This is a genomic window from Sphaerotilus mobilis, assembly GCF_004216565.1.
Classification (GTDB): Bacteria; Pseudomonadota; Gammaproteobacteria; order Burkholderiales; family Burkholderiaceae_C; genus Sphaerotilus; species Sphaerotilus mobilis.
In genome coordinates, this window is sequence record NZ_SGWV01000008.1 from 215,628 (window position 1) to 241,451 (window position 25,824).

The window sequence follows — 25,824 nt, forward strand, 5'->3', positions numbered from 1 at the left end:
TGTAACAGGGGGTCAGACCGCCGAAAAACCCGCTTGGGCCATGCGCACAATCGCGGCTGTTACAAATTACGGAGCCGCCGATGACGACGCCCAACCCCCAGCGCACCGACCGCATTGTCGTGGTCGACGACGACGCCCGCATCCGCGACCTGCTGCGCCGCTACCTCACCCAGGAGGGCTTCGAAGTCCTGCTGGCCGAAGACTCCAAGGCCCTCAACCGCATCCTGACCCGCGAGACGGTCGACCTGATCGTGCTCGACCTGATGCTGCCCGGCGAGGACGGCCTGTCGATCTGCCGCCGCCTGCGCGCGGGCAACGACATCACGCCCATCATCATGCTGACGGCCAAGGTCGACGACGTCGACCGCATCGTCGGCCTGGAGGTCGGTGCCGACGACTACCTGCCCAAGCCCTTCAACCCGCGCGAGCTGCTGGCCCGCATCAACGCCGTGCTGCGCCGCCGCCCGGTGATGGAAGCGCCTGGCGCGCCCTCGCGCGAGGCCCAGAGCGTCACCTTCGGACCCTTCGAGTTCGACCTCGCGCTGCGTCGCCTGACCCGCGAAGGCGAGGTGATCTCGCTGACGACCGGCGAGTTCTCGATGCTCAAGGCGCTGGTTCGTCACCCGCGCCAGCCTCTGTCGCGCGACAAGCTCGCGCAACTGGCCCGCGGCCGTGAGTTCGAGCCCTTCGACCGCAGCCTGGACGTGCAGGTCTCGCGCCTGCGCAAGATGATCGAGCCCGATCCGTCGCAGCCGCGCTACATCCAGACCGTCTGGGGTGTCGGTTATGTGTTCGTTCCGGACGGCGCGGCCTGAGACTCGCCCCCGGGCAGGCCCGCCGTCGCCAGCGACCTGCCCGATCCCGGTATCCCAGCTGACCCGGCAGCACCGATCAGCGAGCGTTCATGGTCGCCACCACCTCCACCGCCAACTCCGTGCAGGGTCCCCCTTCGGTCTCGCCCCACACGACCAACCGCCGCAGCGCCGCACCGGCCCAGCGCCGGCCGCTGCAGCGTGTCTTGGCGATGTTCCGCCGGACCTTCATCTTGAGCCTGTTCTGGCGCACCTTTCTGCTGCTGTCCTTGATGCTGGGCGTGGGCATCCTGGGCTGGACCTATGTCCTGCGCTACTTCGAGCTGGAGCCGCGTGCGGTGCAGGCCGCGCAGCAGATCGCCAGCTTGGTCAACCTGTCGCGCGCTGCGCTGCGCTACACCGATCAGGTCAACCGCGTCGCACTGGTCAAGAACATCGCCGAGCAGGAAGCCGTCAAGTTGCAGCCGCGTGAACCGGGCGACAAATGGGAGCCCTTCGAGGTCGACCGCTTCACCCGCACCATCGGCGCGCAACTGCGCAGCCGGCTCGGCCCGCAGACGGTGGTGGCCAGCAGCGTCAATGGCAGCAGCGGGCTGTGGGTCGGCTTCCTGATCGAGACCGACCAGTACTGGCTGCAAGCCGACCCGAACCGGGTCCAGACCGCCATCACCGGCATGACCTACTTTCTGGTCATGGGCCTGACCTTTGTGGCCACGCTGATCGTCTCGGCCTACATCGCCGCCAAGATCAACTTGCCGCTGCGGGAACTCAGCTCGGCCGCCAGCCGCATCCGCGAGGGCGAATACACCTCGCGGCTGGACGAGGACACCGCGACGATGGAGATCCGCGAGGTCAACCGCGGCTTCAACCGCATGGCCCGCGAGCTGGCCAAGATCGAGGACGACCGCGCCGTCATGCTGGCCGGCATCTCGCATGACCTGCGCACGCCGCTGGCGCGCATCCGGCTCGAGACCGAGATGAGCGTGGTCGACGAGGAAGCGCGCCGCAACATGGCCATGGACATCGACCAGCTCGACGCCATCATCGACAAGTTCATGGACTACGCCCGGCCGACCGAGGTCAAGCTGGTGCCCATCGTGCTGGCCGTGCTGCTCGACACCGTCTCGCGGCGCGTCTCCAACGACCACCTGAAGATCACCGCCCGCGTCACCACCGATGTGCGGGTGATGGGAGACGAGACCGACCTTGACCGCGTCTTCGCCAACCTCTTCGAGAACGCCCGCCGCTATGCCCAGTCCGAGGACGGCATCGCCCGCGTGACGGTCACCTACGCGCGGGCCGGCCAATGGGTGGTCGTGAGCGTGCGCGACGAAGGGCCCGGTGTCAGCCCCGAGACCCTGGCTCGCCTGACCACGCCCTTCTACCGCGGCGACAAGGCCCGCACCCACACCAGCACCACGGGTGCCGGCCTGGGCCTGGCCATCGTCGAGAAGACCGTCACCCGCATGGGCGGCATGCTGGAACTGGCCAACGCGCCGCAAGGCGGCTTTGTGGCCTACGTGAAGTTGCGCCGAGCCGCTTGAGCGGCGTTCTCGTTGGAAGGGTGACGGCCCGCATGGCGGCCGACCTGCCGCCCTTGCAGAATCACCCGATGACGACCGAATCTCACCTGTCGAGCCGCCTGAAGGCGCAGCTTGCGACGCTCGAAGCCGGCCTGCTCGAACGCGGTGCCGCCACCCGCCTGATGCTGCTCGCCGCGCTGGCCGGCGAACACGTGCTGCTGATCGGCCCGCCCGGCACCGCCAAGAGCGAGCTGGCGCGACGGCTGCACGGTGTGATGGCCGTCGGCCGCTACTTCGAGCGCCTGCTGACGCGCTTTTCGACGCCCGAGGAGCTGTTCGGTCCCCTGTCGCTGAAGGCGCTGGAGGATGACCGCTACGAGCGACTGACCGAGGGCTACCTGCCAACCGCCGGCGTGGCCTTTCTTGACGAGGTGTTCAAGGCCAACTCGGCCATCCTCAATGCCTTGCTGACCCTGCTCAACGAGCGCGAGTTCGACAACGGTCAGCAGCGCCTGGCGGTGCCGCTGGTCAGCGTCGTCGGCGCGACCAACGAGGTGCCGACCGAGGAGGCCCTGCTGGCTTTCCACGACCGCTTCCTGCTGCGTGTCGTGGTTGACCCGGTGAGCGATGCCAGCTTCGGCGCGTTGCTGCGGCTCGATGCCACACGGCCGGCCGCCTGCGACGCCCTGCCCTGGCAGCCGCATGAACTGGCTGCCTTGCGTGCCGCGCGGGAACACATTCCCCTGTCCGACACCGTGCTGAACCACCTGGGCGCGCTGCGCCCGCGCCTGCGCGCTTGGGACATCGCCGTGTCGGACCGCCGCTGGCGCCAGCTGGCCAGCCTGTTGCGCAGCGCCGCACTGACCGAAGGCCGCGAACAGGTCGACCCGCTGGACCTCTGGCTGTTGCCGCACGTGCTGGCCCACCAGCCCGACCAGGTCGGGCCATTGGCCCAGTGGTTCCTGGCCGAGGTGGTCGAAGCGGCACCGCAGACACCGACCTGGCTGGGCCGCGCGGTCGAGGCTTTCGAGCAGCAGCTGGATCTGGAGCGCAGCGCTGAGGCGGAGGACATCCCGGACGCTGGCGCGGGCAAGCTCGCGCTCGCCAAGGCCATCGGCGGACAGACCAGCCACGACGGCATGCTGCGCATCGTCAATGCCGCCCTCGAAGCCCACCAGCGACGGCGCTACAGCAGCGTGCACATCGCGGCTCGCATCACCCAGGTCGAGGAGCTGATCGGGCGTGTCGACGACCATCTGGCGGTGTTGCGTGTTGGGCTGGCCGACCTGCAAGCGCGTCTGGCGGACCGGATCTGGTGGCCGCCGGAGCTGCTGGACCGGGTGCTGGGTGAACGTGGCCGCACGATCGCCGCCCTGGCCCAACTTCATGCGCGATTGCTCACGCTGAGGGCTGGTTTTGGCGACCTGCCCGTGGACACGCAACTGGCGCAGCCCGCGCCGCCGCCTGTGGCCTGGGACGACCAGGAACGGCGGGCCTGACGCGGCCGCCCGATGCGCGCGCTCGACGCACCGTACGCCCCGCTGGACCTTCAGTCCCGCGAGCTGTGGTTGCCGGCCATCGTCAACTCCGCTGGGCAGACGGCCCGGCGCATCGACCACCTGGCGCCGTGGGTGGCCGCCCTGGAAGCCGGCCGCCTGCCGCTGCCCGAACATGACTTTGGCGATCCCCACGCGTTGTTGCCGATGCGCTCGGCCATCGCCACGCTGGGCCTGCCGACCTTGTGCGTGGGCGTGCCAGCGCTGGTGCTGCAGGTCTTGCGCACTTTGTTCTGGTCGCTGGACCGCATCGTCGACCTGCAACCGGCACTCAGCCGCGAGGCGGCCATCGCGCGTGTCACCGCCGACTTCGTCGCCGAATGGACCGTGCAGACTCAAGGCTGGCGCGACGAACTGGCGCTGCTGCGGGGGCTGGGCGACCTGGCGCATCTGCGCTGGGACGAGATCCAGGGCCTGCTGCGTTCGCGCGAATGGCAGGAGGCGCAGCGCCTGAGCGCCCTGCTCGCCCACCTGCAACCGCTGGTCGAGCTGATCCGCCAGCTTGGCCGCACCGAACACGACCCGGCCGCGCCGCCGGCCGACACGACCGACGCGGATCCAACGACGCTGCGGCTGGCCATGCGGACCCGCGAAACCTTGTTGCCCGGGGCGCCAGGCGAGCTGACGGGCATACACCGGTCAGGTCGGTTGGATCGCCTGCTGGGCAGCGAGGCCGCGCAGATCCGCCATCGGGTGCTACACCGGCTGTGGCGGGCCCGTCTGGCCGAGGCCAGCCTGTTGACCTATGACAGCCAGGGCGTGCTGCACGAACGCGTGGTCGACCCGACCGCACACCAGCCTGAGGCGGCGCGCACGCTGCGCGCGCCGCGCCAGCGTGGGCCGATCATCTTGTGCGTCGACACCTCCGGCTCGATGCAGGGCGCGCCCGAGAAGATCGCCAAGGCCGTCGTGCTCGAAGCCCTGCGCACGGCGCAGCGAGAACAGCGCGGCTGCTTGCTGATCGCGTTCGGCGGCCAGGGCGAGATGGTCACGCGCGAGCTGCAGGCTGGTCGGGCCGGGCTGGACGCGATGCTCGAACTGATCGGCATGGGCTTCGACGGCGGCACCGACGTGCAGACCCCGATCGAACACGCCATCGACCGGGTGCACCAGGCCCGCTGGCGCAGCGCTGACCTGCTGATCGTCAGCGACGGCGAGTTCGGCTGTGTGCCGGCCACGCTGGAACGGCTGGACCAGGCTCGCGCAGAACTGGGCCTGCGGGTCCAGGGCATCCTGATCGGCGACCGCGAAACCATGGGCCTGCTGGAAACCTGCGACGCCATCCACTGGCTGCGTGACTGGCGCCGCTTCGAGTCCAGCCAGCCGCTGCGAGAGGCGACCGTGCCGGTGCACACCGCGAGCCTGACCGCCCTTTACTTCCCGAACGCCCTGAGCGCCCGGGCCGCTCGAAAGAAGTCCTGAAGCATCTCTTGGGCAGCCGTTGGTCTCAAGCCTTCGGTGGCGTGGCGTTGGCCGCCAGGGCGACCGTGTGCGGCAGCGGCAGGACAACCGGCCGGGTGCGCCAGATCTGGTTGGCGTATTCGGCGATCGTCCGGTCCGACGAGAAGGCGCCCATGCCGGCGACGTTGAGCACCGCCTTGCGCGCCCAAGCTTCCGGGTCGCGGTAGAGCGCATCGACCGCATCCTGCGTGGCGATGTAGCTGGCATAGTCGGCCAGCAGCAGGTAGTGGTCGCCCCAGTTCACCAGCGTGTCGAAGATCTGTTGGAAGCGCCCGGGCTCTTCGGGGCTGAAGACGCCGTCGCGGATCGCGTCGAGCGCGGCCTTCAGGCGCGGATCGGCGTCGTAGTGCGCGCGGGGCTGGTAGCCCTGGGCACGGATCCCCGCGACCTGCTCGGTGGTGTTGCCGAAGATGAAGAAGTTCTCGGCGCCCACCTGCTCGCGCATCTCCACATTGGCCCCGTCGAGCGTGCCGATGGTCATGGCCCCGTTCAACGCGAACTTCATGTTGCCGGTGCCTGAGGCCTCGGTGCCGGCCGTCGAGATCTGCTCGGACAGGTCGGCCGCCGGGATGATCACCTCGGCCAGGCTGACGCTGTAGTTCGGGATGAAGACGACCTTGAGCCGGTCGCCCACACGCGGGTCGTTGTTGATGGTCCGAGCGACGTCGTTGACCAGCTTGATGACCAGCTTGGCCATGTGATAAGCCGAGGCCGCCTTGCCGGCGAACACCACCACGCGCGGTACCCAGTCGGCATCCGGCTGGGCCAGGATGGCCTGGTAGCGCGTCACCACATGCAGCAGGTTGAGCAGCTGGCGCTTGTACTCGTGGATGCGCTTGACCTGCACGTCGAACAGCGCATCGGGGCTGATCGTCACGCCCAGCTGCTTGTGGACCAGGCGGGCCAGGCGGTCCTTGTTCTGCCGCTTGATGCGGCGGAAGGCACCGAGGAAGCCCGGGATCTCCAGCGCGTGGCGCAGGCCTTCAAGCTCGTCGAGGTGACGACGCCAGCCGCGTCCGATGCGGTGGTCGATCAGGTCGGCCAGGCCAGGGTTGGCCTGTGCCAGCCAGCGCCGCGGCGTCACGCCATTGGTCTTGTTGTTGAAGCGCTCGGGCCATTGCGCGGCGAAGTCCGAGAAGATCGACGCCTTCATCAGCTCCGAATGCAGCGCCGACACGCCATTGATGGAATGGCTGGTGACGACCGCGAGGTAGGCCATGCGCACGCGGCGCTCGCCGGACTCGTCGATCAGCGAGAGCTTGCGCATCAGCTCGGGCTGGTAGCCGTGGCGCTGGGTCAGCGCGGCCAGAAAGTCCGCATTGATGTCGAAGATGATGCGCAGATGGCGCGGCAGCACACGACCGAACAGGTCGATCGGCCAGGTCTCCAGCGCCTCGTGCATCAAGGTGTGGTTGGTGTACGAGAAGACCCTTTGGCAGAGCGACCAGGCCTGCGCCCACGGCACCGCATGTTCATCGACCAGCAGGCGCATCAGCTCGGGGATGGCCAGCACCGGGTGGGTGTCGTTGAGGTGGATGCTGACCTTGTCGGGCAGCGCGTCGAAGGTGGTGTGGGTGCGCAGGTAGCGGCGCAGCAGGTCCTGCACGCTGGCCGAGCAGAAGAAATACTCCTGGCGCAGCCGCAGCTCGCGGCCCGACAACGTCGAGTCGTCCGGGTAGAGCACCCGCGAGACGTTCTCCGACAGGTTCTTGCTGGCCACCGCGCCGAAGTAGTTGCCCTGGTTGAAGGCGCGCAGGTCCATCTCCTCGGTGGCCTTGGCTGACCACAGGCGCAGCGTGTTGGTGGCCTGCGTGCCGTAGCCCGGGATGATGGTGTCGTAGGCCATCGCCAGCACGTCGTCGGTGTCGACCCAGCGGACCTTGGCCGGGCCCTGCCCGCTGTCCTCGATGCGACCCCCGAAACGCACGCGGTAGACCACCTCGGGGCGCGGGAACTCCCAGGGGTTGCCGGCCTTGAGCCAGTAGTCGGGCGCCTCGACCTGGCGGCCGTCGACCACCATCTGGCGGAACATGCCGTAGTCGTAGCGGATGCCGTAGCCGAAACCCGGCACGCCCAGCGTCGCCATGGAATCGAGGAAGCAGGCCGCCAGCCGGCCAAGGCCGCCGTTGCCCAGCGCCGCATCGGGTTCGAGGTCGAACAGGCCGTCGAGGTTGACATCGAGTTCGCGCAGCGCCTGCTGCAGCGTCGGCATCAGGTCCAGTGCCAGCAAGGCGTTGCTGAAGGTCCGGCCGATCAGGAACTCCGCCGACAGGTAATAGACCCGCTTGACGTCCTGCTCGTACTGCGCGCGGGTGGTGTTCATCCAGCGCTCGACCAGGTGGTCGCGCACGGCGTAGGAGACCGCCTGCAGCCAGTCTTCCGGACGCGCCGAGACGGGGTCCTTGCCGACGCTGTACATCAGCTTGTTGGAAATGGCGCGCTTGAAGGCGGCGACATCGCGGGCGAGGTGGTCGTACTGGTGCTCGAACTGTTGGAGGTCCATCCCGGTCTTTCGGTCTTCTCAGGTCTTGCGTTGTTCTGTGTCGTGGGGACGGGCGCTGACGCGGGTCAGTAGCCCAGGCCCCGGTAAAGCGCCATGTAGCGCTGCGCCGCCTCGGTCCAGCCAAAGCGCTGCGCCATGGCGCGCTGCTGGACGCGACGCCAGTCGGCCGAGCGGCGGTGCAGCGCCTGGGCCCGGTCGGTGGCGGCGGTCAGGCCGGCGACGCTGAAGTCGTCGAAGACGAAGCCGGTGGCGTCGACGTCGAGCGTCTCCAGCCGCGCGTCGGCCACCGTGTCGGCCAGGCCGCCAACCCGGCGCACGACCGGCAGCGTGCCGTAGCGCAGGCCGTAGAGCTGGGTCAGACCACAGGGCTCGTAGCGCGATGGCACGAGGATCAGGTCGGAGCCGGCGATCAGCCGGTGCGCGAAGGACTCGTCGTAGCCGATGCGCACGGCCACCGACTGCGGCGCACGGGCGGCCCATTCGCGGAAGGCGGCCTCCATGCTGGCGTCACCGCTGCCCAGCAGGCCCAGCTGCGCGCCACGTCCGACCCAGTGCTCGATGGCTTGCAGCACCAGGTGCAGGCCCTTCTGTTCGGTCAAGCGGCTGACCACGCACAGCAGCGGCGCATCAGGCGTCACCGCCAGACCCAGCTCATGCTGCAGCTCGGCCTTGCAGCGGGCCTTTCCGGCCAGCCTGCCGGCGCCGAAATGGGACGGGATCAAGGCATCGCTGGCCGGATTCCAGACCGCGTCGTCGACACCGTTGAGGATGCCGCTGAGCGTGTTGGCACGCGAGCGCAGCAGGCCGTCCAGCCCGCAGCCCTGCTCGGCACCCTGGATCTCCTGCGCATAGGTCGGGCTGACGGTGGTCAGGCGCTCCGAGAAGAACAGGCCGCCCTTCATGAAGCTGATCTGGCTGTGGAACTCCAGCCCGTTGACGCCGTAGAAGTCCCAGGGCAGGCCCAGGTCGGCATAGTGGTGCGCACCGAAGAAGCCCTGGTAGGCGAGGTTGTGCACCGTGTAGACCGTGCCGGCGAGGCGCCGCCCCTGTTCACGGCCCATCGCCGCGAGGTAGGGCGCCGCCAGTGCCGCATGCCAGTCGTGTGCGTGCACGATCTCGGCCGACCAGGACATGTCCGCGCCGTCGGCCAGCTTTGCCGCCGTCCAGCCCAGCAGCGCGAAGCGCAGGTGGTTGTCACCCCAGGGCGTGCCACGCGCATCCTGATAGGGCCCGCCGTCGCGGTGGTAGTAGCCCGGCGCGTCGATCACGTAGGCGGTGACGCCGCCGCAGGCCGGCAGGATGCCGCGCTGCAGCCGGATCGCCTGCCCGAGGCCAATGGCGCCGGGCGGGCTCAGCGGGCCCAGGTCGACGACATCGGCGAGTCCGGCCTGGATCTGCGGGAAGCCCGGCAGCAGGACACGCACGTCGCCGCCCTGCCCGGCCAACGCCGCCGGCAGCGCGCCGGCCACGTCGGCCAGGCCGCCGGTCTTGAGCAGCGGGAAGATCTCGGCACAGCTCTGCAGGATGCGCATGGTCGGTGCCGTTCTCAGAGCTTGGCGAGCATGCCGCGCGTGACCAGCACGACGCCGTTCTCGGTGCGGAAGAAGCGCTGCGCGTCGAGTTCCGGATCCTCGCCAACGACCAGACCGTCGGGCACATGGCAGCGTCGGTCGATCACGCACTTGGTCAGGCGGCAGTTGCGGCCGATCTGCACGTCCGGAAGGATCACGACCTCGTTGATCGCGCTGTACGAACGCACCAGCACGTTGGAGAACAGCACCGAGTTGCGGATGGTCGAGCCCGAGACGATGCAGCCGCCCGAGACCAGCGAGTTGATCGCCTCGCCGCGACGGCCCTCGTAGTCGTGCACGAACTTGGCCGGCGGCAGCTGTTCCTGGTAGGTCCAGATCGGCCAGTCCTTGTCGTACATGTTGAGTTCGGGCGTCGGCGAGGCCAGGTCGAGGTTGGCCGCCCAATAGGCGTCGACCGTGCCGACGTCGCGCCAGTAGGCCTTGGAATACGGCGGGTTGGCGATGGCCGACATCGAGAACGGGTGGGCAATGGCCTGGTTCTCGCGCACCGCGCGGGGGATCAGGTTCTTGCCGAAGTCGTGTTCCGAGGCCGGATCGGCCGCGTCGTCCTCCAGCAACTGGTAGAGGTAATCGGCCGTGAAGATGTAGATGCCCATGCTGGCCAGCGACGTGTTCTCGTCACCCGGCATGTGCGGCGGATCGGCCGGCTTTTCGACGAACTCGATGATGTGGCGGTCCTCGTTGATCGCCATCACGCCGAAGGCCTTGGCCTCCTCGCGCGGGACCTCGATGCAGCCGACCGTCACGCCACGTCCGCTGGCGGCGTGGTCGGCCAGCATCAGCGAGTAGTCCATCTTGTAGATGTGGTCGCCGGCCAGCACGATGACGTAGTCCGGCGGGGTCGAGTTGCGGATGATGTCCAGGTTCTGGTAGATCGCATCGGCGGTGCCGCGGTACCAGCTTTCCTCGTCCACGCGCTGCTGCGCGGGCAGCAGGTCGACGAACTCGTTCATCTCGTTGCGCATGAACGACCAGCCTCGCTGCAGGTGGCGCAGCAGCGAGTGGGACTTGTACTGCGTGATCACGCCAATGCGGCGGATGCCCGAGTTGATGCAGTTCGACAGCGCGAAGTCGATGATGCGGAACTTGCCGCCAAAGTGCACCGCCGGCTTGGCGCGGCGGTCGGTCAGCGCTTTCAGTCGCGAACCACGGCCACCGGCCAGCACCAGGGCGAGCGAGCGACGGGTCAGGCTGCGGGTTTGAGCCATTCTTGTGAGGTCCATGTTGTCTCCGGTTGAGTAGGTCTGTTCTGGGATAGGACTCGCCCGGCACGGGGCCGGACATTGCAAGGCGCAGGCCAGGTGGCGGCCTTGAGGCTCGGGATATCGGTCGGTCTGGGGTTCAGGTGATGACGGCCGGCGCCGCCATGCCGGTGTGCGAACGGATGCCCGCCAGCTGGTCAGCCAGCGTGATCAGGTCGGCCAGCGCCTGCTGGGGTTCGAGGTCGTGGCGGGCCGGATCGGCCTCGTAGCGTTCGAGGTAGACCCGCAGCGTCGCGCCTTCGGTGCCGGTGCCCGACAGGCGCAGCACGATGCGCGAGCCGCCGGCCAGCAGGATGCGCAGGCCCTGCGCCTTCGACACCGAACCGTCGACCGGATCGGTGTAGGCGAAGTCGTCGGCGGCCTCGACCTGCAGGCTGCCAAAGCGTTGTCCGGCCAGGCCCGAGAGGCGGCTGCGCAGGCTGCTCATCAGCGCATCGGCCCGGTCGGTGGCGACGCCTTCCCAGTCGTGGCGCGAGTAGTAGTTGCGACCGAAGCGGGCCCAGTGCGCCCGCACGAGCTGCTCGACCGACTGGCCGGTGGACGCCAGCAAGTTGAGCCAGAACAGCACGGCCCACAGGCCGTCCTTCTCGCGCACATGGTTGGAGCCGGTGCCGTAGCTTTCTTCCCCACACAAGGTGGCCTGACCGGCGTCCAGCAGGTTGCCGAAGAACTTCCAGCCGGTGGGCGTTTCATGGCAGGGAATGCCCAGCATCTGCGCCACCCGGTCGGCCGCCTGCGAGGTCGGCATCGAGCGGGCGATGCCGGCCAGGCCCTTGCGGTAGCCCGGCACGCGGGTGGCATGGGCGGCCAGCACGGCCAGGCTGTCGGACGGCGTGACGACGAAGTCGCGGCCCAGGATCATGTTGCGGTCGGCATCGCCGTCGGACGCTGCACCAAAGTCGGGTGCATGCGGGCCCGACATGATCGCAATCAGTTCCTGCGCATGCGCCGGGTTGGGGTCCGGGTGGTGGCCACCGAAGTCCTCCAGCGGCTCGCCGTTGATGACCGTGCCGGCCGGCGCGCCCAGCAGGCCTTCGAGCACCGCCTTGGCATAGGGGCCGCCGGCCGCGCCCATGGCGTCGTAGCACATGCGTTTGCCGGAGGCGAACCAGGCGCGCATGGCGTCGAAATCGAACAGCTGCTGCATCAGCTCGGCATGGTCGGCGACCGGGTCGATGACCTCGACCACCAGGTCGCCGATGCGCTGTTCGCCCAGCCGGCCCAGGTCGATGTCGTCGACCTCGGTGGCGATGGTGTAGCTCGTCAGCTGCTGGGTCCGGGCGTAGACCGCCTCGGTGACCTTCTCGGGCGCCGGGCCGCCGTTGCCAACGTTGTACTTGATGCCGAAATCCCCGTCCGGACCGCCCGGGTTGTGGCTGGCCGACAGCACCACACCGCCATAGGCCCCGCGCTTGCGGATCACCGCGCTGGCCGCTGGCGTCGACAGCAAACCGCCCTGCCCCACCAGCACACGCGCGAAGCCGTGCGCAGCGGCCATGCGCAAGATGACCTGCACCGCCACCCGGTTGTGGAAGCGGCCGTCGCCACCCAGCACCAGGGTCTGGCCGCGACGGTCCTCCAGAACCTCGAACAGCGCCTGCACGAAGTTCTCGAGGTAGTGCGGCTGCTGGAACACCGTGACCTTCTTGCGCAGGCCGGAGGTGCCGGGACGCTGCCCGGCAATCGCTTGGGTGGGGACCTGGATGATCTTCATGGTGGAAGCACTTCGGTGAGGGTCGGTGGGGTCTTCAAAATCTTCGGGATCTTCGGGATCTTCGGGATCGTTCTTGTCGGCCACTCAGGCCGCCGGCCAGGTCGCCACCTGGACCAGCACGCGCATCGAGCGGCACTCGACCTCGCAGGCGCCGTCTGGCGCGTTCAGCGGGTCGACCCGCGGGGTGTGCTGCGGGCCGGGCGCGCCGTCGGGCGTGCAACTGCACAACAGCGTCTGCCAGGGCCCGGGGGGCAGCACGAAGCGCTGCGAGCGTGTGCCCGGGTTGACCAGCAGCAGCACCGCCGCCGCATCGCCTCCGGCGTCCAGGCGCACGCCCATGGCGCGGTCATGCGGATCGCCCCAGTCGCCGCCGGCCAGCACGCGGCCTTCCGGATGCCACCAGGTCACGTCGCTGCGGCCCTGGGCATCGGGCAGACCGCGCAGCCAGTGGGTGATGCGCAGGGACGGCAGTTCGCGCCGCAGCCGCAGCAGGCGTGCGACGTAGGCCGCCAGCGTCAGGTCGGCACCGGCCCAGTCCAGCCAGGTGATCTCGTTGTCCTGGCAGTAGGCGTTGTTGTTGCCACGTTGGGTGTGGCCGATCTCGTCGCCGCCCAGCAGCATCGGCGTGCCCTGGGCCAGCAGCAGCGTGGCCAGCAGCGCACGTTGCAGACGGGCCCGCAGGGCCAGCACCTCGGCGCGGTCGGTGTCGCCCTCAACACCGGCGTTCCAGCTGCAGTTGTGGTGGTGGCCGTCGCGGTTGTGCTCGCCGTTGGCGTCGTTGTGCTTGTGGTTGTAGGAGACCAGGTCGCGCAGCGTGAAGCCGTCGTGGGCGGTGATGAAGTTGACGCTGGCCAGCGGCGAACGACCGTCGTGGTGGAACTGCGTGCTGGATGCGGCGAAGCGGTGCGCGAACACGCCGCGATCGCCCGCGCCACGCAACCACCAGGAGCGCATCGTGTCGCGGAACTGGTCGTTCCATTCCAGCCAGCCGGGCGGGAAGGCGCCGAGCTGGTAGCCGCCCGGGCCGATGTCCCAGGGTTCGGCGATCAGTTTGACGCGTGACAGCACCGGATCGGCCTGCAGTGCGGCGAAGAAGCCGCTGGCCACGCTGAAGCCGCCATCGCGGCCACGCGCGAGGATCGGTGCGAGGTCGAAGCGGAAGCCGTCCACGCCGTGTTCCAGCACCCAGTGGCGCAGCGACTCGATCACCAGCTGGACCACCCGCGGCTCGGCCAGGTTCAGGCAGTTGCCGCAGCCGCTCCAGTTGCGGTAGTGGCGCGGCGTCTGGTCGTCGAGGTGGTAGTAACGGGCGTTGGCCAGGCCCCGCAGCGACAGCGTCGGGCCCAGCTCGTCGGTCTCGGCGCTGTGGTTGTAGACCACGTCGAGCACGACCTCGAAGCCCTCGCGGTGCAGGCCGTCGACCATGTCGCGGAACTCGCTGGCGGCGTGGTCCGGCCGGCTGGCGTAACGCGGCTCGGGCGCCAGGAAAGCGATGCTGCTGTAGCCCCAGTAGTTGCTCAGACCCAGCTGCTGCAGCCGCGCCTCGTCGGCCCTTGCGTGGACCGGCAGCAGGCTCAAGGTCGTGACGCCCAGGCGCTTGTAGTGGGCCAGCAGCTCGGGCCGGGCCAGGCCGGCATAGCTGCCTCGAAGACGGTCCGGCACGCCAGCATGCCGCTGGCTCGCGCCCTTGACGTGCAGCTCGCACAGCACCGTCAGCTCAGGCGGAACACGCGGGCCGTCGCTGCGTCCGGTCCTGAGGGCCGGGTCCGCCAGGTCGCTGCGGACCTGCAGGCGCACGCGCGCTTTCAGCGCGCTGGCAGCGTTGTCGCGCGGATCCGGATGGGCCGGGTCGCTGGCGTCATGGCCCAGGTGCAGCGACAGGTCTCCGGCATAGGCGCCCACCAGCTCGCGCGCATAGGGGTCGAGCAGGACCTTGGCCGGGTTGAAGCGATGGCCGCGCGCCGGCTCCCAGGGACCGTAGGCACGCAGGCCGTAGACGAGGCTGTCGATCGCCCGGTCGCTGTCGAGCAGGACCTTGGCACGCAGGCCGTCGAGCGCCTCTGCGCCCAGTCGGCCATGCCAGACACCGTCGCTGAAGGCGGGCAGTGGCAGACGCGCGAGCTCGTGCTCGCCGGTGACATCGAAGAAGCAGACCTCCAGCCGCGTCGCGTCAGGCGCCCAGACCGCGACGTTCAAAGCCAGCCCACTGCCGTCGGACAGGACCTGCGCACCCATGGGCCAGGGCTGGCCCGCACGCATTAGCTCTGGCAGCACGGCCACGCCGTGGCCCGGCGGCTTCGGGACACTGCTGTTGATGAAACCGTTTACCAGCGAAGAAAACATGACATTCATCTTGCCATGTAACCCCGCTGTACCCCATAGACCTCAGCCCAGGCTTACCCCGAAACCGAGGCCCTGGGACGGGCCGGATTCAGGCCTTGACGCAGTCGACGTAATAGCGCCGCTTGCCATTGCCCAGGTCTTCCTCGACCAGGCCATGGACGTCGGTGTGGAAGCCGGGGAAGCGGTCATTGAACTGGCGCGTGAAGCGCAGGTAGTCGCAGATCTTCTTGTTGAAGCGCTCGCCCGGGATCAGCAGCGGGATGCCCGGCGGGTAAGGCGTCAGCAGCGACGTGGTGATGCGGCCTTCGAGGGCGTCGATCTCGACCCGTTCGGTCTTGCGGTGGGCGATGTGCGCATAGGCCTCGCTGGGCTTCATCGCTGGCTGCAGGTCCGACAGGTACATCTCGGTGGTCAGCCGGGCGATGTCGCCTTCGGCATAGGTCTCGTGGATCGCTTGGCAGAGGTCGCGCAGCCCCATGCGCTCGTACATCGGGAACTGGGCCGCGAACTCCGGCAGGATGCGCCAGAGCGGCTGGTTGCGGTCGTAGTCGTCCTTGAACTGCTGCAGCGCGGTCAGCAGCGTGTTCCAGCGGCCCTTGGTGATGCCGATGGTGAACATGATGAAGAAGCTGTAGAGGCCGGTCTTCTCGACCACCACGCCATGCTCGGCCAGGAACTTGGTGACGATGGACGCCGGGATGCCGGTCTTGGCGAACTCGCCCTGCATGTTCAGTCCGGGCGTGATGATGGTCGACTTGATCGGGTCGAGCATGTTGAAGCCCGGGGCCAGGTCGCCGAAGCCGTGCCATTGCTCGTTGGCCTGCAGGACCCAGCCGTCGGCCCGGCCGATGCCGTCCTCGGCCAGGCGCTCGGGTCCCCAGACCTTGAACCACCAGTCGTGGCCGAACTCGTCCTCGACCTTGCGCATGGCGCGCCGGAAGTCCAGCGCTTCCTTGATGCTTTCCTCGACCAGCGCGGTGCCGCCGGGCGGCTCCATCATCGCGGCGGCGACATCGCAGCTGGCGATGATGGCGTACTGCGGGCTGGTGCTGCTGTGCATCAGGTAGGCCTCGTTGAAGAGGTGGCGATCGAGCTTCTGCTCTTGCGCATCCTGCACCAGCACCTGCGAGGCCTGGCTCAGGCCGGCCAGCAGCTTGTGGGTCGACTGGGTCGCATAGACCATCGCCTGCTTCGGGCGCGGCCGGCCCTTGCCCATGGCGTGGTAGGTGCCGTAGAACTTGTGGAAGGCCGCGTGCGGCAGCCAGGCCTCGTCGAAGTGCAGCGTGTCGATCCAGCCGTCGACCATGCCTTTGATGGTCTCGGTGTTGTAGAGCACGCCGTCGTAGGTGCTCTGCGTCAGGGTCATGATGCGCGGCTTGATCTGCGTGGTATCGACGCCGGCCAGCAGCGGGTTGGCGGCGATCTTGCGCTCGATGACCTCGCGGGTGAACTCGCTCTTCGGGATCGGTCCGATGATCCCGTAATGGTTGCGCGTGGGCGTCATGAACACGGGGATGGCGCCGGTCATGATGATCGAGTGCAGGATGGACTTGTGACAGTTGCGGTCCACCACCACCACGTCGCCCGGGGCCACCGTGTGGTGCCAGACCATCTTGTTGGACGTGCTGGTGCCGTTGGTGACGAAGAAGCAGTGGTCGGCGTTGAAGATGCGCGCCGCGTTGCGCTCGCTCTGCGCCACCGGGCCGGTGTGATCGAGCAACTGGCCGAGTTCCTCGACCGCGTTGCAGACGTCCGCGCGCAGCATGTTCTCGCCGAAGAACTGGTGGAACATCTGGCCGACCGGGCTCTTCAGGAAAGCGACGCCGCCGGAGTGGCCGGGGCAGTGCCAGCTGTAGGAGCCATCCTGGGCATAGTCCATCAGCTGCTTGAAGAAGGGCGGCGCCAAGCCGTCGAGGTAGCTCTTGGCCTCGCGGATGATGTGCCGGGCGACGAACTCCGGCGTGTCCTCGAACATGTGGATGAAGCCGTGCAGCTCGCGCAGGATGTCGTTCGGGATGTGCTGGCTGGTGCGCGTCTCGCCGTAGATGTAGATCGGGATGTCGACGTTGCGGAAGCGGATTTCTTCGATGAACTTTCGCAGGTTCAGCACCGCCGGGTCCAGCTCGGGGCCGGGCGTGAACTCCTCATCGTCGATCGACAGGATGAAGGCACTGGCGCGGCTTTGCTGTTGCGCGAACTGGCTCAGGTCGCCGTAGCTGGTGGCGCCCAGCACCTCGAAGCCTTCCTTCTCGATGGCCTGGGCCAGCGCCCGGATGCCCAGGCCCGAGGTGTTCTCGCTGCGGTAGTCCTCGTCGATGATGACGATGGGGAAGTGGAAGCGCTGCATGGCGGACTCCTGGGGCACGGCACGGATCGGGGAAGGCGGGACCATCGGCCGCCACCGACGTTTTCCAAGATGGAGCCCGGGCGGCCAAAAACGAAGGCGCGAGTGTAGGGCCGAGCTTGCGGGTTTTCCTTGACGTTGGCGTGACGCCGTCACCCCTCGCCAGCGGTGCGCAAAGGCTCAATCGTCCGAGGCGGGATCGAGGCCCGGGAACAGGATGTCGGTGTAGCCAAAGCGCGTGAAGTCGCGCACCCGCATCGGGTAGAGCGTGCCGATCAGGTGGTCGCATTCATGCTGGACCACGCGGGCGTGGAAGCCCTCGGCCTCGCGCTCGATGGGCGTGCCGCGCTCGTCGAAGCCGGCATAGCGGATGCGGCGCGCACGCGGCACGATGCCGCGCAGGCCGGGCACGGACAGGCAGCCCTCCCAGCCCTCTTCCTCGCTGGCATCGAGCACGTCGATGCGCGGGTTGACCAGCACCGTCTGTGGCACCGGCGGGGCGTCGGGGTAACGCTCGTTGCGCTCGAAGCCAAAGATCACCACCGCCAGGTCAACGCCAATCTGCGGCGCCGCAATGCCGGCGCCGTTGGCGGCCGCCATGGTTTCGCGCAGGTCGGCGATCAGCGCATGCAGCGCGGGGGTGTCGAAGGCTTCGACAGGGCGGGCGATGCGCAGCAGGCGCGCATCACCCATCTTCAGGATCGGACGGACGGGCATGGACGGACGGGAGCCGGAAGGTCAGGCGCCGCAGCGCCCGGAACGCCGGCTCTCGGCCGGCTCACTCGCCCAGGCCGTCGTCGAAGTCGGCGCCGGGCTCGGACGGATCTTCGTCGATGTCGTGGTCCCAGGCCTCGAGGTCGCTGAGCTTGTGCGGGATCAGCGGCTTGTCCAGCGGCCGGCAGACGTGGCGGGCGAGGCCTTGCAGGCGCTCCGAACGTTCCATCGCCTGCAGGACGACCTGCGGGTTCATCATCAGCGTGAAGGCATCGACGCGAAGGTTCTGGGCTTTCATGGCGCACTCCTGACGGGTTCTGCGACAGGCCCCGAATCCCGGAGCCGATGACTGAACTCTAGGAGTCGAGCCGTCGCCGCGTCAGTGGTCCAAATGCGAAAAGCCGTGTCAGAAAATGTCTGACACGCTGTCAGCGCGGCCCAATGGGCGACTTCAAGTGACACATGAAGTCTTCTAAAACTCTTTCAATGACAAGGACTTGCTGGCGTCATTGAAAGTCGTTTCTCACGCCGCTTGAGGTGCGACGCCTTCCGGTCTGAACAGGCGGTCGAAGTTCGCGGTGGTCGCTTGTGCCACTTCCTGCACATCCAGACCCTTGACCCGCGCCAGCTCGGCGGCCACGTAGGGCACCAGCGCCGGCGTGTTGGTCTTGCCGCGGTAGGGCACGGGCGCCAGGTAGGGGCTGTCGGTCTCGATCAGGCAACGGTCCAGCGGCACGAAGGCGGCGACATCGCGCAGGTCCTGAGCCGTCTTGAAGGTCATGATCCCGGAAAACGAGATGTGGAAGCCCATGTCCAGCGCCGCCTCGGCCACCTCGCGGGTCTCGGTGAAGCAGTGGAAGACGCCGCCGACCTGATCGGCGCCCTCCTCGCGCAGGATCGCCAGCGTGTCGGCCGAGGCGCTGCGGGTGTGGATCACCAGCGGCTTGGCCAGCTCACGCGCGGCCCGCACATGCACCCGCAGCCGTTCGCGCTGCCAGTGCATGTCGGCATGGCTGCGCTCGCCGATGCGGTAGTAGTCCAGCCCCGTCTCGCCGACCGCCAGCACACGCGGGCGACGGCCCCAGGCGACCAGCGTGTCGACGTCCGGCTCGGCGATCTCCTCGCCCTCGTTGTCCGGATGTACACCGACGGTGGCCCACAGGTTGTCGTGCGCCATCGCCAGCGCGTGCACGGCCTCGAACTCCTCCATCGTGGTGCAGATGCACATCGCCCGCTCGACCTGGGCGGCCGCCATGGCATCGAGGATCTCGGGCAGGCGCTCGCGCAAGCCGGGGAAGTTCAGGTGGCAGTGTGAGTCGACGAACATGGTCGGGGCATCCGGAAAAGAAAACCGCCGGCACGGAGCCGGCGTTTCGGGGCAGCGAGGACAGGCCTCAGATGGTTTGGGTCGGCTTGGACGACTGGATCGCCGTGCCCAGCGTTTCCTCGATCCGCACCCGCAGCGCGCGGGTCTTCTCGTCCTGCGGGAAACGCACGCCAACGCCCTGGGTGCGGCCGCCAGACGCGTTGGCCGGCGTGATCCAGGCGACCTTGCCGGCGACCGGGTAGCGCTGCGGATCTTCCGGGAGCGTCAGCAGCAGGTAGACGTCCTCGCCGAGCTTGTACTCGCGGGTGGTTGGCACGAACAAGCCGCCTTCCGAAAACAGCGGGATGTAGGCCGCGTACAGCGCGCCCTTCTCGCGAAACACCAGCTGGATCACGCTGGGCCGGTTGGCCGGTTGGGCCGAGGCAAGGGCGGGACGCAGGGCGGGTTCGTTCATGGCCGTGAGTGTATCGGCCCACCCGGCGGGCGCTGGCGTGCGGATGCCGCGCCAACACCGCCGTTCATCGGCGTGATCGTGCTGGCGTCGCGCGCCTGCGCCAGCAGCGCTTCCACGGCGAGGCCGGCGTTGTAGGGGTGATCGGCGTGGCGGGCCTGGCGCCGCAGGTCGGCCGCCCAGGCCGTCAGCCGCGCGACCTCACCCGCCGCCAGCCGGGCACCGGCAAAGTAGCGCGGCGTGGCGCCCACGCTGACCAGCAGGCGGTCGTGGCAGAGCTTCTGCAGCGTCTCGACCAGCACCGGCAAGGCCCAGCCGCTGAAGGCCGTGACATCGCCAGCCGCGACACGTTCGGGCAAGGCCAGCCAGCTGGCGGCGTTCAGCCCGGCCTGGTGCATCGCCAGCGCGACCAGCGGTTGTTCGCCGCTGGCCGCGAGCATCACCGCTGGCTGGTCGACGCCCTGTTCAGCCAGCCACGCCGTGGCCGGCCCCACCTCGGGCGGCGGCAGCGGCACGACCTGGCAGCGGCTGCGGATGGTCGGCAGCAGGCTTTGCGGCTCGGCCGTGGACAGCACGAAGCGCAAGGTGCCGGGCGGCTCTTCCAGCGTCTTCAGGATGGCGTTGGCCGAGATGGTGTTGAGCGCCTCGGCCGGGTGCAGCACCAGCACCTTGGTGCGGGCGCGGCCGGCGGTCAGCTCGGAAAAGCCGATCGCCGCCCGGATCTGGTCGACCTTGATCTCCTGGCTGGGCTTGGCCTTCTTGCTCTTGCCGTCGCCGTCGCCTTCGCCGGCCTCGTCCGCATCCAGGCCGACCTCGCCGCGCAAGGCCTCGGGCACGATCAGGCGCAGGTCCGGGTGGCTGCGTTCGTCGACCAGGTGGCAACTGCCGCAGTGGCCGCAGGCCAGTTGCTGCGGACGATCGGCCAGTGCCGTCTCGCACAGCCAGGACTTGGCCAGTGCCAGCGCAAAGGCCAGCTGGCCGACGCCGCTCGGGCCGCTGACCAGCAGCGCATGCGAACGCTGGCTGGCCAGCGTGCGGGCCAGCGTGTCACGCAGCCAAGGCAGGCGCGCGGCGTCGAGGTCCAGGCGCGGACCGGCGTCGGCCTTCTCAGGCTTGTCGGCCTTGTCAGCCTTGGGCACCGTGCGGGTCACCATCCCAACGACTCCAGCACCGCCTGCCAAGCGTGCGCAACCTGCTCGGGCGTGCCGCTGGCGTCGAGCCGGCGCACCCGTTGCGGATCGGCGCGCTCACGGCGGGCGTAGCCGGCGCGCACGGCGTCGAAGAAATCGAGTTCCTCGCGCTCGAAACGATCGGGCGCACGGGCCGCGCCACGACGTTGCGCCGCCACCTCGGCCGGCAGGTCGAACCACAAGGTCAGGTCGGGTTGCAGGCCTTGCTGGACCCAGGCTTCAAGCTGCGTCAGCACCGCCAGGTCGAAGCCACGACCGCCACCCTGGTAGGCGAAGGTCGCGTCGGTGTAGCGGTCGCACAGCACCACCGCGCCACGGGCCAGCGCCGGGCGGATCACCCGCTCGGTGTGGTCACGCCGGGCGGCGAAGACCAGCAGGGCCTCGGTCAGCGGGTCCATGGCCTCGTTCAGGACCAGGTCGCGCAGCATCTCCGCCAGCGGCGTGCCGCCGGGCTCGCGGCTGCGCACGACCTCCAGGCCGCGCGCGCGCCAGCGCTGGGCGATCGCCTCGACGTGGCTGGTCTTGCCGGCACCGTCGATGCCTTCGATGGTGATGAAGCGGCCGGCCGGCGCGGGCGAGTGGGTGCGGGGTTCGGTCAAGGGCGGTGGACTCGGGTCAGGGCTTGCCAGCGCGACGCTGGTAGCGGTCGACGGCACGGTTGTGGTCGGCGAGGTTGCTGCTGAACTCGCTGCTGCCGTCGCCGCGGGCAACGAAATAGAGCGCGTTCGTCGTCCCCGGACGGGTCGCGGCCAGCAGGGCGTCGCGTCCCGGCATCGAGATCGGCGTGGGCGGCAGGCCGCCACGGGTGTAGGTGTTGTACGGCGTGTCGGTTTCGAGGTCGCGGCGGCGCAGGTTGCCATCAAAGGCCGCGCCCAGGCCGTAGATCACCGTCGGATCGGTCTGCAGCGGCATGCCGATGCGCAGCCGGTTGATGAAGACCCCGGCGATCTGCGGCCGGTCGGATGCGCGGCCGGTCTCCTTCTCGACGATGGAGGCCAGCGTCAGCGCCTCGTCGGCCGACTTCAGCGGCAGGCCATCGAGGCGACCTTGCCAGGCGTTGTCCAGGTGGCGCTGCATCGCGTGCAGGGCCCGACGCAGCACGGCCAGATCGCTGCTGCCCTTGGAGAAGGCATAGGTGTCGGGGTAGAAGCGGCCCTCGGGCGGCAGGCCGGGCGCGCCGATCGCGGCCATCAGCGCGGCATCGTCCAGCGTGGCGGCCTCGTGTTTCAGGTCGGGGTGACGCGCCAGCTCGGCGCGCCACTGGCGGAAGGTCCAACCCTCGATCAGCCGGATGCGCGCCAGCGTCACGTCGCCATCGACCAGCTTGCGCAGCAGGTCGACCGGGCGGGTGCCCGCGCCGAACTCGTAGCTGCCGGCCTTGATCGCGCGCGCTTGGCCGGACCAGCGAAAGTATTCATAGAGCCAGCGCGGTTCGGTCAACACACCGGCATCGACCAGGCGGTGGGCGATGTCGCGCGGGCTGTCGCCAGGCTCGACCGTCATCTCGATGCTGGGCTGCGCCAGGCTCAGCGGCCGATGGAGCCAGTGCCCGACGGCGCCGGCCATCGCGCCGACCAGCAGCACGAGGGCCAGCAAGACCCACGGCCAGCGGCGCACACGGCGGGCCGGGCTGCGACGACGGCTCGGGCCCGGCTTGGGCTTCTGCACGCGACGGCTCATGGCGCAAGCCCCGCAGTGGCGCAGGTGCAAGGGCGGTGGCAGGACGTTCGGGACATGGCGGCTGATGATAATGAGCGCCCTTTCCCGGACCCTCCCACCGCCACGATGAACGACGTCCCGAAGGCCCTGCCGCAAGACCCATCCCGTCACGACCACGCCCTCGGCGGCGTCTGCCGCTTGCCCTTCTGGGGCGTGATGCAGGCCAGCGGCGCCGATGCGGCGAGCTTCCTGCACGGCCAACTGAGCAACGACGTCAATCGGCTCGATGCCCGTCAGGCCCGTCTGGCCGGCTACTGCAACGCGCAGGGCCGCATGCTGGCCAGCCTGATCGTCGCGCGCCGCGATGCCGACACGATCTGGCTGCTCTGTGCCGCCGACCTGCTGCCGGCCACGCTCAAGCGTCTGTCGATGTTCGTGTTGCGGGCCAAGGCCAAGCTGAGCGACGTCAGCGGTGGCCTGGTCGTTGTGGGGTTGGCCGGCGAGGCGGCGCAGACGCACCTCGGTCGCGCGCTGGGTCATGCGCCCGCTGCCGAGGCCTGGAGCCGTCACGACCTGGACAGCGGCCTGGTCGTGCGCCTGCCCGACGCGGGCCTGCCGCGCTGGCTGTGGGTTGGACCGGCCGACGCGGCCGCAGCCTTGGAGGGCGCCCTGCCCGCCCTGTCGACCACCACCTGGGAACGGCTGGACATCCGTGCCGGCGTCGCGCCGGTGCAAGCCGCCACCAGCGGGCTGTTCGTGCCGCAGATGCTGAACTACGAACTGGTCGGCGGCGTCGACTTCAAGAAGGGCTGCTATCCGGGCCAGGAGATCGTCGCCCGCAGCCAGTACCTCGGCAAGCTCAAGCGCCGCGCCTTCTTGCTGGCCGGCGCTACCCAGCCCAAGCCGGGCCAGGAGATCTACTGGAGCGAGGACCCGGAGCAGCCCGCCGGCCAGGTCGCCGCCTCGGCGCCGGTTGGCGCGGATGGCGACGCGGCGCTGGCGCTGGCCGAGCTGAAGATCGGCGCGGTCGGCACGGGCACGCTGCACCTCGGCTCGGCCCAAGGGCCGACCCTGACGCTGCTGGCCCTGCCCTATGCCGTGCCGCAGTTGGCAGGTGACGCCACCCCGACCGCCTGAGCGACATCCCGGCGCCCGCTGCGGGTCACACAATGGGCCGGTGACGTCCGACGTCCGGGAGAAGTTGTTGGAGCTGTACGTGTACTACGGTGTCGACCCGAGCCAGGTCGACCCCGCCCGCACCGCCCTGCTGGCGGCCCAGGCCGCGCTGTGCCGCGACTGGCCCGGCCTGCAGGCCCGCCTGCTGCAACGCGCCGATGCCGCCCGCCCCGGCCAGCCGCTGACGTGGATGGAGATCTACCGCCACCCTGACGGCTTGTCGCACGACCGCTTGGCGGCCTTGCGCGAGGGCTTGGCCGCGCTGCCGCCAGGCCGCCTCTCCGATCGGCATGAAGAACGCTTCATGCCCTTCCCCAATCCAGCCACCGGAGCCTGAACGCCCATGTGCCTGGTGGCCTGGTCGATCGAGCAGCACGCGCGCTTCCCGCTGGTGTTGGCCTCCAACCGTGACGAGTTCCATGACCGTCCGACCGCCGGCCTGGGCTGGTGGCCGGCCCGGCCCGATGGTCGCCAGATCCTGGCCGGGCGTGACCTGCAGGCCGGTGGCACCTGGTTCGGTCTGGGCAGCCGGGGCCGTCTGGCCTTGCTGACCAACATCCGGGCGCCGCAACGCCAGCGCGACGATGCCCCGACCCGCGGGGTCATCGTCCCGGATTGGCTGGACAGCCCGCTCGCGCCCGAGGAGCTCTGGGTGCGCACGGCGATGGCCGGTCACAACGGCTTCAACCTCGTCAACATCGACCTGGTCGAAGGGCGCAGCCACTGGATGAGCAGCGACCGGCCGAGCCCGCAACGCCTGGAAGCGGGTCTCTACGGCCTGTCCAACGGCGCGCTGGACGAGCCCTGGCCCAAGGTCGTCGCCTTGAAGGATGCGTTGGCGTCGATCACGCAGGACACCCTGGCGCGCCACGCGCCGCGCGATCACCTGGTCGAGCAGTTGCTGCGCGCCCTGCAGCAGCGTGAGCGCGCGGCCGATGCCGCCTTGCCGGCCACCGGCGTGCCGCTGGAGATCGAACGCGCCTTGTCCGCCATTTGCATCGACATGCCCGAGCGCGGCTATGGCACACGCAGCTCGACCGTGCTGGTGGTCGAACGGGTGATCGGCGGTGGCGCGCCGCGTTACGAGACCACGCTGGTCGAGCGCAGCGTCGCCAGCGCCGGCCACCCGCCCGTTCGACGCCGCGTGACCCTACCGCACTGGCCGCCCCTGGCCGTGAGCGAGCCGCTGCTGGTGCCGCTGGGCGACGACCGGGGCCATGCGCCGGCCTCGGTGTCGCCGGCTGACCGGCACCCGATCGAGCTGCAGGTCGAAAACCCCTGAGCGGGCGCTTGCACGCTGCGGTCAAAGCGCTTTGACCATCTCCAGGTGCTCGATGCCGGCTTCGACGAAGCGTTCGCCCTGGGGCTGGAAGCCCGCGCGCAGGTAGAAGCCGATGGCGCTGGCCTGGGCGTGCAGCAGGGCCTCACGGCAACCGGCGGCGCGGGCCGAGGCCAGCAGCGCGTCGAGCACCTGACGTCCCACCGCACTGCCGCGCATCGACGCGCGCACGGCCATGCGGCCGATGCGCGCGACGCGGCCGTCGTCCTGCGGCACCCAGCGGCCGGTGGCCAGGGCCAGACCCAGCCGGTTGCGGGCCAGCGCATGGGTGACGATGTGGAGGTCGGCTGCGTCGTGTTCCAGATCCGCCGGCACCTTCTGTTCGTCGACAAAGACCTCGCGCCGGATCGCATGGGCATCGGCGCCGAGCGTGGCCCAGTCGCCGATGGCCACCTGCAGCATCGGCTCGCCGGCTTCGTAGCCCAGGAAAACGGCGCGCAAGGCCTCGGGCACCGGTAGGGGCTGGTGCGTCTTCGCGTCGGCATGCACGTAGACCAGCTCGCCGTCGACCAGCCGCTGCACACCGCGGAAGACCGCGCAGCCCAGCACCATCGAGGTCCGACCGATGCGCAGGCAGCGCACGCCGATCTCCAGCTGGTCGTCGTAGCGGGCGCTGGCGTGGTATTCGAGTTCAGCCTTGCGCACGAACAGGTCGCCGCCCAGCGCCGCCATCGTCGCGCCGTACGGCAAGGCGAGCGCGCGCCAGTGCTCGGCCACCGCCGTGTCGAAATACATCAGGTAATGGCCGTTGAAGACGATCTGCTGCAGGTCGACCTCGGCCCAGCGCACACGCAGGCGGTGCAGCTGGCGGAAGTGGTGGCGTTCCAGGCGGGGCGTTGGGGTGCTCATGGGGGTCGG

21 protein-coding genes are annotated in these 25,824 nt (G+C 69.1%); 7 read left to right on the top strand and 14 right to left on the bottom strand.

Going from position 1 to position 25,824, the window contains the following annotated elements:
* Positions 1-80 precede the first annotated feature (80 nt).
* The 4 genes from ompR (at position 81) to EV685_RS06440 (ending at position 5,313) form a co-directional block, all read left to right on the top strand.
* A complete protein-coding gene (gene ompR, locus EV685_RS06425) occupies positions 81-815 on the top strand; it encodes an osmolarity response regulator transcription factor OmpR (RefSeq protein WP_130481179.1) in 735 nt (244 codons plus the stop codon).
* An 89-nt stretch (positions 816-904) separates the two neighbouring features.
* Entirely contained in the window at positions 905-2,356 is a 1,452-nt protein-coding gene (locus EV685_RS06430; protein ID WP_338054434.1) for a sensor histidine kinase, read from the top strand.
* Between the two features lie 68 nt (positions 2,357-2,424).
* Entirely contained in the window at positions 2,425-3,834 is a 1,410-nt protein-coding gene (locus EV685_RS06435; protein WP_130481180.1) for an AAA family ATPase, read from the top strand.
* 12 nt (positions 3,835-3,846) lie between these two features.
* Positions 3,847-5,313, top strand: a complete 1,467-nt coding sequence (locus tag EV685_RS06440; protein WP_130481181.1) for a VWA domain-containing protein — start codon at positions 3,847-3,849, stop codon at positions 5,311-5,313.
* 25 nt (positions 5,314-5,338) lie between these two features.
* Here the strand turns inward: EV685_RS06440 and EV685_RS06445 are convergent, their stop codons facing one another.
* From EV685_RS06445 to mltG, 13 genes are all read right to left on the bottom strand, one after another.
* The gene (locus tag EV685_RS06445) at positions 5,339-7,855 is read right to left on the bottom strand and encodes a glycogen/starch/alpha-glucan phosphorylase (protein WP_130481182.1); all 2,517 of its coding nucleotides are present in this window, start codon (positions 7,853-7,855) and stop codon (positions 5,339-5,341) included.
* Positions 7,856-7,920: 65 nt separating this feature from the next.
* Positions 7,921-9,387 (bottom strand): glycogen synthase GlgA, encoded by a 1,467-nt coding sequence (glgA, locus tag EV685_RS06450; RefSeq protein WP_130481183.1) that lies wholly within the window; start codon positions 9,385-9,387, stop codon positions 7,921-7,923.
* Positions 9,388-9,401: 14 nt separating this feature from the next.
* On the bottom strand, positions 9,402-10,670 hold the full coding sequence (gene glgC, locus EV685_RS06455; RefSeq protein WP_130481184.1) for a glucose-1-phosphate adenylyltransferase: 1,269 nt from the start codon (positions 10,668-10,670) through the stop codon (positions 9,402-9,404).
* Positions 10,671-10,788: 118 nt separating this feature from the next.
* Positions 10,789-12,423, bottom strand: a complete 1,635-nt coding sequence (locus tag EV685_RS06460) for an alpha-D-glucose phosphate-specific phosphoglucomutase (RefSeq protein ID WP_130481185.1) — start codon at positions 12,421-12,423, stop codon at positions 10,789-10,791.
* Positions 12,424-12,507: 84 nt separating this feature from the next.
* A complete protein-coding gene (gene glgX / locus EV685_RS06465; RefSeq protein WP_130481186.1) occupies positions 12,508-14,766 on the bottom strand; it encodes a glycogen debranching protein GlgX in 2,259 nt (752 codons plus the stop codon).
* 88 nt (positions 14,767-14,854) lie between these two features.
* Positions 14,855-17,113 carry an arginine/lysine/ornithine decarboxylase gene (locus tag EV685_RS06470; protein ID WP_130481187.1) on the bottom strand — a complete coding sequence of 753 codons (2,259 nt, stop codon included), beginning with the start codon at positions 17,111-17,113 and terminating at the stop codon, positions 14,855-14,857.
* A 177-nt stretch (positions 17,114-17,290) separates the two neighbouring features.
* On the bottom strand, positions 17,291-17,827 hold the full coding sequence (def, locus tag EV685_RS06475; protein WP_130481188.1) for a peptide deformylase: 537 nt from the start codon (positions 17,825-17,827) through the stop codon (positions 17,291-17,293).
* A 61-nt stretch (positions 17,828-17,888) separates the two neighbouring features.
* Entirely contained in the window at positions 17,889-18,122 is a 234-nt protein-coding gene (locus EV685_RS06480) for a hypothetical protein (protein ID WP_130481189.1), read from the bottom strand.
* Between the two features lie 225 nt (positions 18,123-18,347).
* The gene (locus EV685_RS06485) at positions 18,348-19,151 is read right to left on the bottom strand and encodes a TatD family hydrolase (protein WP_130481190.1); all 804 of its coding nucleotides are present in this window, start codon (positions 19,149-19,151) and stop codon (positions 18,348-18,350) included.
* A 67-nt stretch (positions 19,152-19,218) separates the two neighbouring features.
* Positions 19,219-19,605: a PilZ domain-containing protein gene (locus EV685_RS06490; protein ID WP_130481191.1), complete on the bottom strand. Its 387-nt coding sequence runs from the start codon at positions 19,603-19,605 to the stop codon at positions 19,219-19,221.
* Positions 19,602-20,756 (bottom strand): DNA polymerase III subunit delta', encoded by a 1,155-nt coding sequence (locus tag EV685_RS06495; RefSeq protein ID WP_130481192.1) that lies wholly within the window; start codon positions 20,754-20,756, stop codon positions 19,602-19,604. The genes EV685_RS06490 and EV685_RS06495 overlap by 4 nt, the downstream gene beginning before the upstream one ends.
* The gene (gene tmk / locus EV685_RS06500) at positions 20,750-21,391 is read right to left on the bottom strand and encodes a dTMP kinase (RefSeq protein WP_130481193.1); all 642 of its coding nucleotides are present in this window, start codon (positions 21,389-21,391) and stop codon (positions 20,750-20,752) included. The genes EV685_RS06495 and tmk overlap by 7 nt, the downstream gene beginning before the upstream one ends.
* A gap of 16 nt (positions 21,392-21,407) precedes the next feature.
* The gene (mltG, locus tag EV685_RS06505; RefSeq protein ID WP_242615505.1) at positions 21,408-22,358 is read right to left on the bottom strand and encodes an endolytic transglycosylase MltG; all 951 of its coding nucleotides are present in this window, start codon (positions 22,356-22,358) and stop codon (positions 21,408-21,410) included.
* Between the two features lie 219 nt (positions 22,359-22,577).
* Here mltG and ygfZ point away from each other — a divergent pair, with 219 nt between their 5' ends.
* From ygfZ to EV685_RS06520, 3 genes are read left to right on the top strand one after another with little or no spacing between them, the layout of a single operon-like run.
* A complete protein-coding gene (gene ygfZ, locus EV685_RS06510) occupies positions 22,578-23,588 on the top strand; it encodes a CAF17-like 4Fe-4S cluster assembly/insertion protein YgfZ (RefSeq protein ID WP_130481195.1) in 1,011 nt (336 codons plus the stop codon).
* A 40-nt stretch (positions 23,589-23,628) separates the two neighbouring features.
* Complete coding sequence (locus EV685_RS06515) at positions 23,629-23,964, top strand: DUF4936 family protein (protein ID WP_165396729.1); 336 nt, start codon at positions 23,629-23,631, stop codon at positions 23,962-23,964.
* A 6-nt stretch (positions 23,965-23,970) separates the two neighbouring features.
* Positions 23,971-24,909, top strand: coding sequence for an NRDE family protein (locus tag EV685_RS06520; RefSeq protein ID WP_130481197.1), 939 nt, complete (start codon positions 23,971-23,973; stop codon positions 24,907-24,909).
* A 21-nt stretch (positions 24,910-24,930) separates the two neighbouring features.
* On the opposite strand, the gene EV685_RS06525 is transcribed toward EV685_RS06520, so the two are convergent.
* Positions 24,931-25,815 carry a YbgC/FadM family acyl-CoA thioesterase gene (locus tag EV685_RS06525; RefSeq protein WP_130481198.1) on the bottom strand — a complete coding sequence of 295 codons (885 nt, stop codon included), beginning with the start codon at positions 25,813-25,815 and terminating at the stop codon, positions 24,931-24,933.
* Positions 25,816-25,824: the final 9 nt, after the last annotated feature.

Bases quoted from the DNA above. Each gene is read 5' to 3' on its own strand.
- EV685_RS06470 (WP_130481187.1), bottom strand. From the start codon at position 17,113: ATGCAGCGCTTCCACTTCCCCATCGTCATCATCGACGAGGACTACCGC.
- EV685_RS06460 (WP_130481185.1), bottom strand. From the start codon at position 12,423: ATGAAGATCATCCAGGTCCCCACCCAAGCGATTGCCGGGCAGCGTCCC.
- mltG (WP_242615505.1), bottom strand. From the start codon at position 22,358: ATGGCCGGCGCCGTCGGGCACTGGCTCCATCGGCCGCTGAGCCTGGCG.
- EV685_RS06490 (WP_130481191.1), bottom strand. From the start codon at position 19,605: ATGAACGAACCCGCCCTGCGTCCCGCCCTTGCCTCGGCCCAACCGGCC.
- EV685_RS06435 (WP_130481180.1), top strand. From the start codon at position 2,425: ATGACGACCGAATCTCACCTGTCGAGCCGCCTGAAGGCGCAGCTTGCG.
- glgA (WP_130481183.1), bottom strand. From the start codon at position 9,387: ATGCGCATCCTGCAGAGCTGTGCCGAGATCTTCCCGCTGCTCAAGACC.
- glgX (WP_130481186.1), bottom strand. From the start codon at position 14,766: ATGTTTTCTTCGCTGGTAAACGGTTTCATCAACAGCAGTGTCCCGAAG.
- EV685_RS06440 (WP_130481181.1), top strand. From the start codon at position 3,847: ATGCGCGCGCTCGACGCACCGTACGCCCCGCTGGACCTTCAGTCCCGC.
- ygfZ (WP_130481195.1), top strand. From the start codon at position 22,578: ATGAACGACGTCCCGAAGGCCCTGCCGCAAGACCCATCCCGTCACGAC.
- EV685_RS06525 (WP_130481198.1), bottom strand. From the start codon at position 25,815: ATGAGCACCCCAACGCCCCGCCTGGAACGCCACCACTTCCGCCAGCTG.
- EV685_RS06480 (WP_130481189.1), bottom strand. From the start codon at position 18,122: ATGAAAGCCCAGAACCTTCGCGTCGATGCCTTCACGCTGATGATGAAC.
- EV685_RS06430 (WP_338054434.1), top strand. From the start codon at position 905: ATGGTCGCCACCACCTCCACCGCCAACTCCGTGCAGGGTCCCCCTTCG.
- EV685_RS06495 (WP_130481192.1), bottom strand. From the start codon at position 20,756: ATGGTGACCCGCACGGTGCCCAAGGCTGACAAGGCCGACAAGCCTGAG.
- EV685_RS06485 (WP_130481190.1), bottom strand. From the start codon at position 19,151: ATGTTCGTCGACTCACACTGCCACCTGAACTTCCCCGGCTTGCGCGAG.
- EV685_RS06445 (WP_130481182.1), bottom strand. From the start codon at position 7,855: ATGGACCTCCAACAGTTCGAGCACCAGTACGACCACCTCGCCCGCGAT.
- def (WP_130481188.1), bottom strand. From the start codon at position 17,827: ATGCCCGTCCGTCCGATCCTGAAGATGGGTGATGCGCGCCTGCTGCGC.
- ompR (WP_130481179.1), top strand. From the start codon at position 81: ATGACGACGCCCAACCCCCAGCGCACCGACCGCATTGTCGTGGTCGAC.
- glgC (WP_130481184.1), bottom strand. From the start codon at position 10,670: ATGGACCTCACAAGAATGGCTCAAACCCGCAGCCTGACCCGTCGCTCG.
- EV685_RS06520 (WP_130481197.1), top strand. From the start codon at position 23,971: ATGTGCCTGGTGGCCTGGTCGATCGAGCAGCACGCGCGCTTCCCGCTG.